Below are 14,558 nucleotides of genomic sequence, written 5' to 3'. Positions count from 1 at the left end.
AACCTGAATCTTGGTTTTCAGACGACCTTTTGTTCCGATTCAATCTCAAAGCATTAACACGGTATCAAATCCGTTTCGCTAATTCTTCTGCCTTGCCGATGTACAGCGCGGGGGTCAGGGCGAGCAGTTGGGATTTGGCTTCGGCGGGGATTTCCAGCGATTCGATGAAGACTTTCAGCACTTCGGGCGTGATGCCGCCTTTGCCGCGCGTCAGGTCTTTCAGTTTTTCGTAAGGATTGGCGACGCCGTGGCGGCGCATCACGGTTTGAATCGGTTCGGCGAGCAGCTCCCAAGTGGCATCCAAATCGGCGGCCAGCGCGGCGGGGTTGGGTTCGAGCTTGTTCAGGCCGCGCAGGTGGGCGGCGAAACCCAAAACGGCATAGCCTACGCCTACGCCCATGTTGCGCAGGACGGTGCTGTCGGTCAGGTCGCGCTGCCAGCGGGAGACGGGCAGTTTTTCGGATAAGAAGCCCAATACGGCGTTTGCCATGCCGAGGTTGCCTTCGGAGTTTTCAAAGTCGATGGGGTTGACTTTGTGCGGCATGGTGGAAGAGCCGACTTCGCCCGCTTTGACTTTTTGTTTGAAGTAACCCAATGAAATATAACCCCAAATGTCGCGGTTGAAGTCGATCAGGATGGTGTTGATGCGGCTGAGGGTTTGGAAGAATTCAGCCATGTAGTCGTGCGGTTCGATTTGGATGGTGTAGGGGTTGAAGGTCAGGCCGAGGCTGATTTCGACGAAGTTGCGGCAGTGGGTTTCCCAATCGACGTCGGGATAGGCGACCATGTGGGCGTTGTAGTTGCCGACGGCGCCGTTGATTTTGCCGAGGAATTCTTGCGCCTGAAGGTTTTTGAACTGGCGTTGCAGGCGGTACACGATGTTGGCGGTTTCTTTACCCAAGGTGGTCGGCGTGGCGGGCTGGCCGTGGGTGCGGCTCATCATGGGAACGGCGGCAAGATTGTGCGCCATGCTGGTGAGTTTTTCGATGATTTCGGCAAGTTTGGGCAAGATGACGGTTTCGCGCGCTTCTTGCAGCATCAGGGCGTGGGACAGGTTGTTGATGTCTTCGCTGGTGCAGGCAAAGTGGATGAACTCGCTGGCGGCGGCGACTTCCGGTACGCCGGCAAAGCGTTCTTTAAGCCAGTATTCGATGGCTTTGACATCATGATTGGTGGTCGCTTCGATGGCTTTGACGGCGGCTGCGTCTTCCAATGAAAAGTTTTCAATAACTTTGTCGATTTCGGCAAGCGTGAAATCGCTGAAGGCGGGAATTTCGGTGATTTTCGGTTCGGCGGCGAGGGCTTTTAGCCAGCTCAATTCGACTTTGACGCGCGCCCTCATCAGGCCGTATTCGGAGAAAATCGGACGCAATGCTTCAACGGATTGGGCGTAGCGGCCGTCTAGGGGGGAAAGTGCAGCGATAGGGTTGATCATGTCGGAGTCCTGTCGGTAGGTCGGTCAAACGGTTAAATCAAACAGTCAAATTGTTTGCAATTATACATGATTTGACCCGGCAACTTCGGGTCGTCTGAAACTACAACCTTCCCTTCAAAGCGTTTTTGACAAACGCCGCCGACTCGCGCAATACCGTGAAACCATAGCCGCCGTAAGGCTCGGAACAAAACGGCGCGGCATACACCTGAATATCGTGTCCCTGCCACTGCCTGTCCGCCATCATCTGCGCCCGCGCCAAATGAAAACCGGCGCTGACAATGACGACGCGCGGGCTGTTTTCAATAAAATCGCGGCTGAACACAATGTTCTCAAACGTATTTTCCGCCCGTCGCTCTTGGATAATGTCCGCCTTCGGCACCCCCATCTTCTCCGCAATCGCCTGCATATTGCCCGAAGCAGACTGAAAATCGCGGCTGAGTCCGCCCGACATCACCAGCTTTTTCACCTTGCCGGCACGATACAGCTCGACAGCCGCTTCAACGCGCGCCACCAAACAAGGATTCAGACGACCCCCCTCATAAGAACGGGTCGAAAGCACGACCGCAGCATCCGCCGGACGCACCGTATCCGCATCCAACCGCGACACCTGAAAATCGCGCCACATGATCCACAGCGGCAAAAGCGCGGCGGTAAAGAATAAAATCAATATAAAAACAAGGGCTTTTTTGAACATCCGAATCCTAAAATGATGAAAGTAATTGGAACGCGGCTGTACGGGCAGGTTCCGCTTGTTCTTAAGATTTTACGAAATTCATACAGCAAAAGGTCGTCTGAAAACAGGATTTTCAGACGACCTTTCATTCTTTAATAACTTACTTTTGCAACTGCGCTACCAACTGCCGCAAAGCTGAAATCTCCCGATCCTTTTGCGCCAGCAGCAAATCCTTGTGAGCCAGCAGTTCACGGCTGTGTTCCAAGCCTAGCTTTAGTTTTTCGAGTTCAATCGTAATCTGCTCATTTGCCCCATAATCGGGATTGTTGCTGTTGTTCGTTCCGATCAATAAAACTAATTCTTTATCATCCGAAGCAATCAATTCACCAATATCGATTTTAAAAATTCTCGCAAGCTTTTCTAACTTTACCAAATCTAATTTGCTCTCGTCCCGTTCAAGCCGAGAATAACTGCTTTTCGACATATTCAACCGTTCTGCCATATCTTCCTGTGACCAATTGTTCAACTCACGCAAAGCACGGATTTTGTTGTTGACAGACATTCACAGCCTCCTTGTAGTCGGATGTAATTAAATTTGGGAATTTATTCCGATAAACGGTCTTAAAGCATAATAATTGGTATTGATAAGGGATGCGCGGTAAATATATTATCCTGAATGGCATATCTTTGCAAATTTATGCATTAATTAGTAAAGCAAAATGTCGGAAATAACTAGCTATTACATTTTTCAATACATCTTCTATTCAAACACAGGAATATAAAATGAAAAAATCTTTCTTGCTTTGTGCGACAGCAATTCTATTAGGAGCTTGCGGAGGAGGCGGAGGTGGTGGTGCGACACCGACAACTGCACCGACACCAACGGTGAATTTAGATAACAAACCAGCAGAACCTACACCTACTATTTCAGATAACAATACTGAAACAACTAAAAATACTCAAACCGAAGCAACCGAAACAAAAATGCCTGAGCCAACAGCAGCACACAGTACACCGCCTGCTCCGATAGAAATCAAACCAAACGAGGTCAAAACTGATAATACTAGTAAAGTAGAAGCCCAGCCTTCTTCTCCTATTGAAACTAAACCTGAAATTAAAGAAATAACGAAACTAGAGAATACAGGTATTTATTTGGATAAAAACCAATTTGAAAAAGGGGAATTAACGAATATTGGAATGGAAATTGGTGGGAAGCGTATTGCAACCTTATCAGGTTATAACCGGAGTTACTCTTTCAATGGTGCAATGAAAAAAGATAAAGAGTTAAATGAAATTGTTATTGATAAAGTAGTTATACGTTTAATCAAGAAAGGTGTAGAAGCCACAGGACTTGCAGGAATGCAAGCGCAAGCCTTAACTTATGCACTAAAAACTGCTTATAACGCCAGTAAAGACCCGAAACGTGACATTTTCTATTTTGGCTTGGAGACAACTACAGCCGATATGCCGAAATCAGGTATTGCGACATATAGGGGTAATGCCAGCCGTTATGACAATATTTCTGGTAACGTAACGAATATCGGAACCTCAACCCTGTATGCCGACTTTGGACGTAAAAAAATCAGTGGAGATTTGGCAATCAATAAAGGGGTTCTTGGCGCATTCCGTCGCGATATTTCCTTGAAAGAAACCGACATTAAAGGCAACGGTTTTTCAGGTAGGGCAACCGCAGGTGAGGATAATATTCTGTTCCGTACCGTAGAAGGCCGCTATGAAGGTAAGTTTTACGGGCCAAAAGCAGAAGAAGTGGCAGGTAAGGCAACATTCCAAGGTGAAGCAATTGTCGGGCAACTGGAAAGTTTGAACACCAGCTTCAGCGCGGAACGCGGTGTAATTCATTAAACTCTTGCAGCTTTTGGGGTGGGTTGGCTTAATTCATAGTATGAGTGTCGACCTACCCTGCCCAGTAGCAATTTTATTAATGTATAAAGAAAGGGAAATATAATGAAATTTTCAATGCTGGCGGCAGTATCTGCCGTTTTGATGCTATCTGCCTGTGTCACTTCTGTACCGATGGGTAATGCAGATGTTTCCTCAAAAGCTAAAACTTTTGAGACTCCTACTGAAGGTAAGGCAGGACTTTACATATATCGTTCAGGCGTGCTTGGTGGTGCTTTGAAGAAAGATCTTTGGGTAGATGGTCACTGCCTGGGTACGTCTGCGCCAAATGTGTTCTTCTATACGGAAGTTGAAGGGGGTAAAGAGCATGTGGTAACGACTGCTTCGGAATTCTCAACCAATAGCCTGTCGCTACATACAGAAGCGGGAAAACATTATTTCGTACGTCAATATATCAAAATGGGTGCTTTTGTCGGAGGCGCAAATGTGAAGCAGGTTTCGGAGGCTGAAGGTAAAGCTGAAGTAATGAAACTGAACATGGCAGCTTCGGGGCAATGTCTTAAAGCTCATCCATAATTTAGATTAAAAAAGGTCGTCTGAAATTTCAGACGACCTTTTGACTTTTTGCGAAACAACCGAATCTTTAACCTTTGCGGCGGCTGCCTAAGTCGGCGGCGGCGGTAAAGAGTACGTCGGTGGAGGAGTTGAGGGCGGTTTCGGCGGAGTCTTGGATCACGCCGATAATCATGCCGACGCCGACGACGCGCATGGCGAAGTCGTTGTCGATGCCCAAGAGGCTGCAGGCGACTGGGATCAGCAGCAGCGAGCCGCCGGCAACGCCGGATGCGCCGCATGCGCCGACGGTGGCGACGAGGCTCAGGAGCAGGGCGGTGGGGTAGTCGACGACGATGCCTTTGGTGTGGGCGGCCGCCATGGCTAAGACGGTGATGGTAATCGCCGCGCCTGCCATGTTGATGGTTGCGCCCAGCGGGATGGAGACGGAGTAGGTGTCTTCATGCAAGCCGAGTTTTTTCGCCAATGCCATGTTGACGGGGATGTTGGCGGCGGAGGAGCGGGTGAAGAAGGCGTAGAGTCCGCTTTCGCGCAGGCAGGTGAAGACCAGTCCGTAGGGGTTTTTGCGGGTTTGCGACCAGACGATGAGCGGGTTCACGACGAGGGCGATAAACGCCATGCTGCCGAGCAGGACAGCTAAGAGGCGTCCGTAGCTGAGGAAGGCGGAAAAGCCGGTTTCGGCAACGGTTTGAGAGACCAGTCCGAAAATACCCAAGGGGGCGAAGCGGATAACCCATTGCACGACGGTGGTAACGGCTTCGGAGAGATCGGAGACGACTTGGCGGGTGGTGTCAGAGCCGTGGTGGCGCAATGCAGAGCCCAAAACCAACGCCCATGCGAGAATGCCGATGTAGTTGGCTTGTGCGATGGCGTTAATCGGGTTGGACACGAGCTTCATCAAAAGCTCTTTGAGGACTTGGACGATGCCGGACGGTGGTGCAAGGGTGGAGGTGGCTACGTCTTTAAACACCAGCGCGGTCGGGAATGCCATACTGGCGGCGACGGCGACGGCGGCTGCGGCAAATGTGCCGACGAGATACAGAATAATGATGGGTTTGATTTTGGCTTCGCCGCCTTTGCGGTATTGCACCAGCGCGGCGGTCACTAAGACAAACACCAATACGGGGGCGACGGCTTTCAATGCGCCGACGAACAATTCGCCGAGCAGCCCCGCGCCCAAGCCTGCTTTCGGGGAGATGGTACCGACCAATACGCCCAACATCAAACCGATGATGATTTGCGGTACGAGTCCGATACGGTTGACTGCGTTCAGCAGTGGATTACCACTTGCCATGATACATCCTCTTACTTTATGTGTTAAGAAACGTTGCATTTTAAAAGAAAATATCAATTATTGTGCAGGTTTACAGATTAAATTGAATGCTGTGGCGAAAAATGCTTGATTTTTTGTAGAATTAGGCAGTTTGTGCCATATTTTTCGGTTTGGAAGGAGTTAATGTGTTTGGCTTCTGTCGCGCAGAGGCAGACGCATCCGCCTTTTCAGACGACCCCTCTGTCTCTGGCGGGTTTTAAACCCGATTGAAAATAATGGTAGAATTTGGAACTTCTGTCGTTGAAACATTTTTTGCCATGACCAGACTGACTTCGCCCATTTTGATTGCCTCACTCGCCCTTGCCTACGGACACGCAGCCGCAGCCGATCTGCCGCGTGCCGAAGACTACGAACCGATTCCCGGCTTCAAGCAGGGCGGGCAATCCGAGCAGGCTGACAAAGTAGGCAAACTGACGCCCAAGTTTCCCGTCAAAATCGAAACCAAAAACAGCGAAGTCAAATCCATGCTTGAAGAATACCTGCCGCTGATTACCCAGCAGCAGGACGAAGAGTTGGACAAAGAGCAGGTCGGCTTCCTCGCCGAAGAGGCGCCCGACAACGTCAAAACCATGCTCAAAACCAAAGGCTATTTCAACGGCAGCGTCAACGTCCAAGACAACGGTTCGAGCTATACCGTCGCCGTCAATCCCGGCCCGCGCACCAAAGTCGACAACGTCAGCGTCGCCATCCTCGGCGACATCCTTTCAGACGACAACCTTGCCGAGTATTACCAAAAAGCCATGCTCAACTGGCAGCAGCCCGTTGGCGAATACTTTGACCAAGACGGCTGGAGCGGCAGCAAAACCTCCGTCCTCAGCGCAGTAACCCGTAAAAAATACCCGCTTGCCAAACTCAGCAACACCCAAGCCACCGTCAATCCCAACAACAACACCGCCGATCTGAACGTGATCGTCGAAAGCAACCGTCCCATTTATTTCGGCGACTTTGAAATCACCGGCACACGCCGCTATCCCGACAACGTCGTCGCCGGTCTGGCACGCTTCAAGCCCGGTGCGCCTTACGACCTTGACCTCTTGCTCGACTTCCAACAAGCGCTCGAACAAAACGGACATTACTCCGGCGCATCCGTCCAAGCCGACTTCGACCGGCTCCAAGGCGACCGCGTGCCCGTCAAAGTCAACGTTACCGAAGTCAAACGCCACAAACTCGAAACCGGTATCCGCTACGATTCCGAATACGGCCTCGGCGGACGCATCGGCTACGACTATTACAACCTCTTCAACAAAGGCTACATCGGCTCCGTCGTTTGGGACATGGACAAATACGAAACCACCCTTGCCGCCGGTATCAGCCAGCCGCGCAACAGCGAAGGCAAATACTGGACGACCAACACGTCCTACAATCGATCGACTACGCAAAACCTTGAAAAACGCGCCCTGACCAGCGGCATCTGGCGCGTACGCGACCGCAACGGCATCGAATCGCGCCTCGGTATCGAATTCATTACCGAAGACCGAAAAGTGCCCGATACCAATTACGACCTCGGCCGCAGCCACGCCACCATGCTGACCGCCTCGTGGAAACGCCAAAACATCGAAACCGAGCTGCGTCCCGAAAACGGCTACTACCTCGACGGCAAAATCGGCGCAACACTGGGCAACTTCCTGTCCTCCACCACTATGGCGCGCGCCACCGCCCGCGCAGGCTATTTCTACACGCCCGAAAACAAAAAACTCGGTACCTTCATCGTCCGCGGACAGGCAGGCTACGTTTACGCCCGCGAAGGTGAAAACGTGCCTTCCAGCTTAATGTTCCGCACCGGCGGCGCATCTTCTATCCGCGGTTACGAACTCGACAGCATCGGTCTGGAAGGGCCGAACAATTCCGTCCTCCCCGATAGGGCATTACTGGTCGGCAGCCTCGAATACCAGTTCCCGATTACCAAAAGCGTATCCGGCGCCGTCTTCCATGATGTCGGCGACGTTACCAGCAACTTCAAAAACATGAGTATGCAACACGGTACCGGCGTCGGCGTGCGCTGGTTCAGCCCCGTCGCCCCGTTCTCCTTCGACCTCGCCTACGGACACCAAGACAAGAAACTCCGCTGGCACATCAGCTTGGGTACACGGTTTTAAGGTCGTCTGAAAATCAAAAAGCAGGGGTGCATGATCGCATCCCTGCTTTTTTATAGTGGATTAACTTTAAACCAGTACGGCGTTGCCTCGCCTTAAGCTCAAAGAGAACGATTCTCTAAGGTGCTGAAGCACCCAAGTGAATGGTTCCGTACTATCTGGATTTTGGGGAATTTTGCAAAGGTCTCTATCTGTACTATCTGCGGCTTCGTCCGCCTTGTCCTGATTTTTGTTAATCCACTATACGTTGCTATCTGATGGAACCGCTCAGACCAAATGAGACCTTTGCAATAACATAGGTTACTAAAATTTTATGCTCAATCTCATTTTCAAAATGCAAAACTTTTCTGATTTTTCCTACTTTTTGCTCAATATTAGGAAGGTTTTAGTCAATTGAAATTTTTTGGCGCATTTTTATGCGTCAAATTTTGTTAGCAGACTATTTTGCAAAGGTCTCCAAATGTTTTGCCAAAAGATTCAGGGCAAACTCGACAGCCTGCGTTCTGACGGCTTCGCGGTCGCCGCTGAAGACTTGCATCTCTTCCAGCGATTCGGTCGGCGTGGACAAACCGAACCAGACCGTGCCGACAGGTTTCGCCGCGCTGCCGCCGCCCGGACCCGCAATGCCGGAAATGCTGAGGGCGTAGTCGGCTTGGGCGACGGCTTTGGCACCGCGTGCCATTTCGTACACGGTTTCGCGGCTGACCGCGCCGTGTTGCAGCAGCGTGTCGGGCATCACGCCGAGGCGCTCCTCTTTGGCTTGGTTGCTGTAAGTGACGAAACTTTGATGAAACCATTGCGAGCTGCCCGCAATGCTGGTGAACGCGCCCGCCAGCAGCCCGCCGGTACAGGATTCGGCGCAGGTGACGGTTTGGCGGCGTCGGGTCAGATGTTCGGCGATGGTTTGCAGAGCAGTCATGAGATGTCCTTTCGTGGGGCAGGTGTGTTGCCTGGTCTATTAGGCTTGGCAGAACTCTATTATAGAAGGATTGCGGAGAGTGGGGTCGTCTGAAAATCGGAATACTCGGTTTTCAGACGACCTTTTGATTATTTATCCCAGCTTCGAAACCGTTTCTAATACTGAATTCACAAATACTCATGCCGTCATTCCCGCCTCCGCCTACGCGAGGACAGGCTACGGTGGGAATCCACTTTTGAATTTTGGGAACTGTTTTTCAAATATCTGTTTCTGAAAATTGCCGATGGATTCCCGCCTGAGCAGGAATGACGGCAGATGATGCTGTATCAAAAACTAAGCCACCCGTAGCGTGGGTTCTACCCACGAATAAACAGAGATGATTGGATTCGGACGTTCGGACGGGAGGTCGTGGGCGAAGCCCACGCTACGATTTACTGCAACGGCAATTTGTTCCTTCCCCCGTCCGGCGGGGGAAGGTTAGGATGGGGGTGGCTTTGTGGGTTTAGGTATAGTGGATTAACTTTAAACCAGTACGGCGTTACCTCGCCTTGCCGTACTATCTGGATTTTGGGGAATTTTGCAAAGGTCTCTATCTGTACTATCTGCGGCTTCGTCGCCTTGTCCTGATTTAAATTTAATCCACTATAAAATCAAATTCGTGCAAGCCGTAGAACCACCTTCTCCCCCAGACGGGAGAGCCAGCCGCCCGCAACGTGGGTTCTACCCACGAATAAACAGAGATGATTGGGTTCGGATGTTCGGGCGGCAGGTCGTGGGCGAAGCCCACGCTACGGGTTTGGTTTATCCCAAGTCTGCGTCCATTTGACGGAAAGGTCGTCTGAAAACCGGAATACTTGATTTTCAGACGACCTTTTACAGGGAGAGGTTGACGGATAGAGCCTGTGCGCCGTCGGGTTTCAGACGACCTGTGTTCACGAGCTGAGCAGGGTTTGGGCGAGGAAGCCGCCTTTTTCTACACCGGGCAGGATGAAGAAATAGCCGCCGCCGAAGGGGCTGATGTATTCTTCCAGCGGTTCGCCGTTGAGCAGGTTTTGGACGAAGATGAAGCCGTCAGCGAGGTTGGCTTGGTAGCAGATGAACACCAAGCCGACGTCGAGCTGGCCGTTGGCGGCGAGGCCGCGGGAGTAGTTGAAGGCGCGGCGGTAGAGCAGGTGTTTTTTCATGAACTCGGGGTCGCGCGGGTTGGCGAGCCTCATGTGGCTGTCTTTGGGGGTGGTTTTGCCGTCGGGGTCTTTGGCGAAGTCGGCGGTGTCGCCTTCTTTTTTGCCGTCCATGGGGGCGCCGCTGTATTTGCGTCTGCCGAAGATTTCGGTTTGTTCCTGCAAGGGGGTTCTGTCCCAGAATTCGACGAAGTGGCGGATGAGGCGGACGGCTTGGTAGCTGCCGTTTTTCGCCCAGGCGGGTTCGTCTTGGCTGTTGGCGGCGATGCCTGTCCAGAGGACTTGGTCGGCAATTTTGGGATCGGATACGTCGGGGTTGCCGGAGCCGTCGCGGAAGCCTAAGAGGTTGCGGGCGGCGATGGCGCCGGGTTCGGCTTTGGGCAGCCAGCCGTCTATGCTCCAGCGGATAACGGCGGTTTGGGCGGTGTTTTTGATGATGTCGCGCAGGGCGGCTTGGCAGGTTTCGGGGGTGAAGGCGCAAATTTGGAGGCTGAGGTCGCCGTCGCACCATGATTTTTGGAGGCGGTCGTTGGGAAAGTCGCGCATTTCTTGGAGGTGGCGGGGTTTTTTGTCTTTGAGTCCGAAGCGGTCGTCAAAGAGGCTGCTGCCGACGCCGACGGTGATGGTGAGGCCGTCGGGGCGGAATGTTTTGCCGAGCAGGCCGCTGCCTGCGGGGGGGAGTTTTTCGTCGCCGTCTTGGTATTCGCCGCCTTGGGTGAGGAATTCGATGCGGGCGGTGAGGGTGCGGAAGAGGTTTTCGAGTTGTTTGGGGTCTTTGGCGGTTACGTCGAAGGCGCACATGATGCCGAAGAGTTGGTGCGGGGTGGTGATGCCGGCCTGGTGGGTGCCGTAGCAGGGGTAGGCTTGCGGGGAGTGTTCGTTGTTGCGGGTCTCGGCGGCGGTTTCGCCTTGTTGTTTGCCGGCGAACCAGCCTGCCGCACCGGCTGCGCCTGCGGCAAGGACGGTTTTGAACAGGGTGCGTTTGGTCGGTTGGGTGGGTTGTGAGTTGTCTTGGCTCATGGTGGAGTCCTTTGCGGGGATTCGGGCTGCGGTATGTACGCGGTTGTTTTGTTTAAGTTTGCTATTTTGAATTTTCAGACGACGTTTAAGGTCGTCTGAAAACTTTGAATCATCGATCAATCCAATAAACGGTAAGGGATGCGCGATTTCCGCGTGCGTGGCTGCGCCACACACCCTACCTGTTCTTCTACCGGAGGATTAGCGGACCTCCGAAATGCTTGCATTTTGGGCAAACCAAGCTTCGCAGGAAGCTGAATATTGGAACGGCGATACAGCTAACCCGTTTAATTTTTGATACGGCTGTCAGCAGGGGCAGGTTGGGTTGGCAAACCCGACCCAGCCTACGATTTCTATTCGGGTTTTCGCGGGCAAAGCCTACGCTACGACAGTTCCCTTTCGGTGGAGAGGGCATCAGCGATAAGTTTTCAGACGACCCCTTGTATCTCAAAAGGTCGTCTGAAACGGGCGGGTCAAGTTTATTTGAGGCCCAGTGTGCCGCGCAGTTGGCTCAGGTCTTCGGCAAGGGCGTTAATCGGTGCCTGAAGGGTTTTGCGGTCTTCTTCGCTGAGTTTGTCGTAGGTTTCAAAGCCGTCTTTGGTTTTGTATTTGGCGAGGATGTCGGTAACTTGTTTGAAGTTGGCATCGACTTTCTCGAGCAGGGCTTTGTTTTTCTCGGCAATCATCGGACGGAAGAGTTCGACGATTTTTTGCGCGCCTTCGATGTTGGCTTGGAAGTCGTTCAAGTCAGTGTGGCTGTAACGGTCTTCTTCGCCGCTGATTTTGCTGCCGGCAACTTCTTCAATCAACACTGCCGCGCCGCCGACGACTTTGTTCGGCGGGAAGGAGAGGGCGTCGATTTCTTTTTGCAGGGCTTCAACGTCTTTCATGAGTTTGTCGGCAATGTCTTTCACGCCGGATACGTCTTTTTTGATCCAAAGGGCGTGTTCGATGCGGTGGAAGCCGGTGAAGGCCGCGTCTTCGGTTTTGTCTTTGAAGTCGTCTTCACGCGCGTCGATGGCGGGGTCGAGTTCGTTGAAGAGTTCGGCAATCGGCTCGATGCGTTCGTAGTGGGTGCGGGCGGCGGCAAACTGGGATTTGGCTTTTTCGATGTCGCCCGCTTTGACGGCGTCGGTGAAAGCTTTGGTTTTGGCAACCAGCTCTTTGGCTTCGCCTTGGACGTAAACTTTATAGTCGGCAAGCGGTTTGGCGAGTTTTTCCAAATCAGCTTCGTTGCCGGTGTCTTTAAAGCCGCTGTCGGTTACTACCAACTTGCCGCGCGGGTTGGTCAAAAGGCCGCAGGTCATTTCGTATTCGCCCGGCAGCAGGGTAACGGTCATTTTGTCGGAAAGTCCGGGGGCGATGTTTTCACGTTCGTCAACCACCATCACGCCTTTGAGGATTTCCCATTCCAGCTTGCGGCCGCTGTTGTTTTTGATGTTGAACACGACTTGTCCGCTCGGTACGGTCAGTTCCATCGGTTCGCAGGCGGTGTCGTTCACGCCGACGTTGACGGTGCCGTCGGCATTCGCGCTTGATGCACCTGACGCGGCAGGCGCGGATTTTTCCGCTTCGGGCGGCTGACACGCGGTCAGACCCAAAGCCAGCATCACGGATAAAGCAGTTATATTGAGTTTTTTCATTTCAAACCTCTTTGGCATGTTGATAAGAATGAGATACGGAATTTTTAAGCGTCACTAGGGGCTGTCGACAGTCCCTAATGTCTTTCAGACGACCTCTGCACCGCAGCGGGCCTGCTGCCGTGCAGAAACCAAATCATGACCGGAACCAAATACAGCAGCCACGCCAGCACCTCGCCCTGCGTCGGGTGGTCGGTATAGCCGAAGAAGCCGCCGAGCAGCACGCCCAGCGGACTGTCTTCATGCAGGTATTTGGAAGAATCAAACACCACCTCTTGCAGGTGGTTCCACACGCCCGCCTCATGCAGTGCGCGCAGCGAACCGGCCACCAAACCGGCAGCCACCACAATCAAAAACGCGCCCGTCCAGCGGAAAAACTTCGCCAGATTCAGACGCATACCGCCCTGATAAATCAGCGCGCCGATGACCACTGCGGCCAGCAGCCCCAATACCGCGCCGACGGGCATAGACCAAGTCGGACTCTGCTGAAACACCGCCAAGAGGAAAAACACACTCTCCAGCCCCTCGCGCGCCACAGCCAGAAAAGCCATGCCGACCAAAGCCCAACCTTGGCCGTTGCCTCGGTTTAAGGCCGTCTGAACCGAATCCTGAAGCTGCTGCTTCATCGAACGGGCGGCTTTTTTCATCCATAAAATCATATAAGTCAGCATCGCCACCGCCACCAAACCGATAACGCCGACCACAAATTCCTGTTCCTTCTGCGGAATCTCGCCCGTTGCCGAATGGATGCCGTATCCGATGCCCAAACACATCAGCGCAGCCAAAGCCACGCCCAGCCACACCTTAGGCATCAGCCGCGAATGTCCCGACTGTTTCAAAAAACCCGCGACGATACCGACGATCAAAGCCGCCTCGATGCCCTCGCGCAACATAATCAAAAAAGCAATCAACATATATAAAACAAACCTTAAAACTAAATATCCATATGAGGGCCAAAACCAGCCCATTTTGCCTTCACTGCATTCGGATTCACACGCAGCAAATATTCATAAAGCCTGTCGAAACCTTCATGGCCGAACCACAGGCTTTCCCTCGGACAACGCGATAAACAAATACGCCCCGCGTTCCGCAATACAAAAGCTTGCGGCTGAAAAACTTGTTACGGCTAAAACAAATGATTGTGTCACCGTCCAACACCCTAAAGAAGAAAGAGAAGAAAAGGGCTATCGGTATCAGCATGACGGACATGACAAACTTCTCTAAAAAATTCAGACGACCCCGTTTGGACAGGGCAGTAGAAATTTTGTTTGAAAATATCGGGTTTGAAATACTGTCTGATACGCCAAAAATATCTATCGGATATTTGATTCCGCCGTCTCTTTATCTCAAGTCTGACAAAGTACCGCCATCTGCCTGTCTTAAAAGTAAGAGTTTATAAACGGAGTCGCACAAATGCAAATAATTTTTATTATTTCATCAGTAAACCATTATTTAAACAAGCCAAAAGGCAGCGTCAGAATTTACCGCAAAACAAAGCGAATCAGCGTCATACGCTTTCCCGGAAACGTTGTTTGTCCGTATGTATGGGAATATTGGAACACCAATAAGCTAAACAAAAAGGTCGTCTGAAAATCCGAATATCGAGGTTTCAGACGACCTTTCCCTTCTCGCCAATTACCATCCCATCCACCTGATTAAAGAAATGATGCCGAGCAGGACGACGACCGTTATCGAAATCCAGAAAATCGGAGGACGGCTGTCGGATTCGGCGGGTTTGACGGGTTTTACCCAGCCTTTTTTGTAGAGAAGGATGGTGAGAAGCATCATCAAGATGCCTAGAAGCAAAAGTATTTGGAAATTATTCATTCACTTT

At 51.9% G+C, this 14,558-nt stretch carries 13 protein-coding genes; 4 read left to right on the top strand and 9 right to left on the bottom strand.

Features of this window, described 5'->3' with window-relative positions:
- Window positions 1-64 precede the first annotated feature (64 nt).
- The 3 genes from purB to HMPREF2572_RS02690 form a co-directional block, all read right to left on the bottom strand.
- Complete coding sequence (gene purB, locus HMPREF2572_RS02700; RefSeq protein WP_070496149.1) at window positions 65-1,435, bottom strand: adenylosuccinate lyase; 1,371 nt, start codon at window positions 1,433-1,435, stop codon at window positions 65-67.
- Between the two features lie 100 nt (window positions 1,436-1,535).
- Complete coding sequence (locus HMPREF2572_RS02695; protein ID WP_070496147.1) at window positions 1,536-2,129, bottom strand: YdcF family protein; 594 nt, start codon at window positions 2,127-2,129, stop codon at window positions 1,536-1,538.
- A gap of 139 nt (window positions 2,130-2,268) precedes the next feature.
- The gene (locus tag HMPREF2572_RS02690) at window positions 2,269-2,670 is read right to left on the bottom strand and encodes a helix-turn-helix domain-containing protein (RefSeq protein ID WP_070496145.1); all 402 of its coding nucleotides are present in this window, start codon (window positions 2,668-2,670) and stop codon (window positions 2,269-2,271) included.
- Window positions 2,671-2,891: 221 nt separating this feature from the next.
- On the opposite strand from HMPREF2572_RS02690, the gene HMPREF2572_RS02685 reads away from it, so the two are divergent.
- Both HMPREF2572_RS02685 and HMPREF2572_RS02680 read left to right on the top strand, forming a co-directional pair.
- On the top strand, window positions 2,892-3,971 hold the full coding sequence (locus tag HMPREF2572_RS02685; RefSeq protein WP_246827746.1) for a Slam-dependent surface lipoprotein: 1,080 nt from the start codon (window positions 2,892-2,894) through the stop codon (window positions 3,969-3,971).
- Window positions 3,972-4,073: 102 nt separating this feature from the next.
- Complete coding sequence (locus tag HMPREF2572_RS02680; RefSeq protein ID WP_036492407.1) at window positions 4,074-4,544, top strand: DUF2846 domain-containing protein; 471 nt, start codon at window positions 4,074-4,076, stop codon at window positions 4,542-4,544.
- 67 nt (window positions 4,545-4,611) lie between these two features.
- Here HMPREF2572_RS02680 and sstT read toward each other — a convergent pair whose 3' ends face one another.
- Window positions 4,612-5,835: a serine/threonine transporter SstT gene (gene sstT / locus HMPREF2572_RS02675; RefSeq protein WP_070496143.1), complete on the bottom strand. Its 1,224-nt coding sequence runs from the start codon at window positions 5,833-5,835 to the stop codon at window positions 4,612-4,614.
- Between the two features lie 296 nt (window positions 5,836-6,131).
- On the opposite strand from sstT, the gene HMPREF2572_RS02670 reads away from it, so the two are divergent.
- Window positions 6,132-7,970, top strand: coding sequence for an autotransporter assembly complex protein TamA (locus HMPREF2572_RS02670; RefSeq protein ID WP_070496160.1), 1,839 nt, complete (start codon window positions 6,132-6,134; stop codon window positions 7,968-7,970).
- Between the two features lie 436 nt (window positions 7,971-8,406).
- Here the strand turns inward: HMPREF2572_RS02670 and HMPREF2572_RS02665 are convergent, their stop codons facing one another.
- The 4 genes from HMPREF2572_RS02665 to efeU all read right to left on the bottom strand — a co-directional run bounded on the left by HMPREF2572_RS02665 (window position 8,407) and on the right by efeU (window position 13,638).
- Window positions 8,407-8,886 (bottom strand): CinA family protein, encoded by a 480-nt coding sequence (locus HMPREF2572_RS02665; protein WP_070496141.1) that lies wholly within the window; start codon window positions 8,884-8,886, stop codon window positions 8,407-8,409.
- 932 nt (window positions 8,887-9,818) lie between these two features.
- Complete coding sequence (gene efeB, locus HMPREF2572_RS02660) at window positions 9,819-11,087, bottom strand: iron uptake transporter deferrochelatase/peroxidase subunit (protein ID WP_070496138.1); 1,269 nt, start codon at window positions 11,085-11,087, stop codon at window positions 9,819-9,821.
- A 476-nt stretch (window positions 11,088-11,563) separates the two neighbouring features.
- Complete coding sequence (gene efeO / locus HMPREF2572_RS02655) at window positions 11,564-12,727, bottom strand: iron uptake system protein EfeO (protein WP_070496136.1); 1,164 nt, start codon at window positions 12,725-12,727, stop codon at window positions 11,564-11,566.
- 74 nt (window positions 12,728-12,801) lie between these two features.
- A complete protein-coding gene (efeU, locus tag HMPREF2572_RS02650) occupies window positions 12,802-13,638 on the bottom strand; it encodes an iron uptake transporter permease EfeU (protein WP_070496133.1) in 837 nt (278 codons plus the stop codon).
- Between the two features lie 221 nt (window positions 13,639-13,859).
- On the opposite strand from efeU, the gene HMPREF2572_RS02645 reads away from it, so the two are divergent.
- Window positions 13,860-14,123: a hypothetical protein gene (locus HMPREF2572_RS02645; protein WP_070496131.1), complete on the top strand. Its 264-nt coding sequence runs from the start codon at window positions 13,860-13,862 to the stop codon at window positions 14,121-14,123.
- A gap of 236 nt (window positions 14,124-14,359) precedes the next feature.
- Here HMPREF2572_RS02645 and HMPREF2572_RS02640 read toward each other — a convergent pair whose 3' ends face one another.
- On the bottom strand, window positions 14,360-14,512 hold the full coding sequence (locus HMPREF2572_RS02640) for an ABC transporter permease (RefSeq protein ID WP_246827745.1): 153 nt from the start codon (window positions 14,510-14,512) through the stop codon (window positions 14,360-14,362).
- Between the last annotated feature and the right edge of the window lie 46 nt (window positions 14,513-14,558).

This window comes from Neisseria sp. HMSC064E01, assembly GCF_001808875.1.
Classification (GTDB): Bacteria; Pseudomonadota; Gammaproteobacteria; order Burkholderiales; family Neisseriaceae; genus Neisseria; species Neisseria sicca_A.
The sequence above is the reverse complement of the archived record's forward strand: the minus strand, read 5'-3'. Positions and strand labels throughout refer to the sequence as shown.

Coding starts and splice junctions, on each gene's coding strand:
- HMPREF2572_RS02685 (WP_246827746.1), top strand. CDS start 2,892: ATGAAAAAATCTTTCTTGCTTTGTGCGACAGCAATTCTATTAGGAGCT.
- sstT (WP_070496143.1), bottom strand. CDS start 5,835: ATGGCAAGTGGTAATCCACTGCTGAACGCAGTCAACCGTATCGGACTC.
- efeB (WP_070496138.1), bottom strand. CDS start 11,087: ATGAGCCAAGACAACTCACAACCCACCCAACCGACCAAACGCACCCTG.
- HMPREF2572_RS02695 (WP_070496147.1), bottom strand. CDS start 2,129: ATGTTCAAAAAAGCCCTTGTTTTTATATTGATTTTATTCTTTACCGCC.
- HMPREF2572_RS02690 (WP_070496145.1), bottom strand. CDS start 2,670: ATGTCTGTCAACAACAAAATCCGTGCTTTGCGTGAGTTGAACAATTGG.
- HMPREF2572_RS02680 (WP_036492407.1), top strand. CDS start 4,074: ATGAAATTTTCAATGCTGGCGGCAGTATCTGCCGTTTTGATGCTATCT.
- HMPREF2572_RS02670 (WP_070496160.1), top strand. CDS start 6,132: ATGACCAGACTGACTTCGCCCATTTTGATTGCCTCACTCGCCCTTGCC.
- HMPREF2572_RS02645 (WP_070496131.1), top strand. CDS start 13,860: ATGATTGTGTCACCGTCCAACACCCTAAAGAAGAAAGAGAAGAAAAGG.
- HMPREF2572_RS02665 (WP_070496141.1), bottom strand. CDS start 8,886: ATGACTGCTCTGCAAACCATCGCCGAACATCTGACCCGACGCCGCCAA.
- HMPREF2572_RS02640 (WP_246827745.1), bottom strand. CDS start 14,512: ATGATGCTTCTCACCATCCTTCTCTACAAAAAAGGCTGGGTAAAACCC.
- efeU (WP_070496133.1), bottom strand. CDS start 13,638: ATGTTGATTGCTTTTTTGATTATGTTGCGCGAGGGCATCGAGGCGGCT.
- purB (WP_070496149.1), bottom strand. CDS start 1,435: ATGATCAACCCTATCGCTGCACTTTCCCCCCTAGACGGCCGCTACGCC.
- efeO (WP_070496136.1), bottom strand. CDS start 12,727: ATGAAAAAACTCAATATAACTGCTTTATCCGTGATGCTGGCTTTGGGT.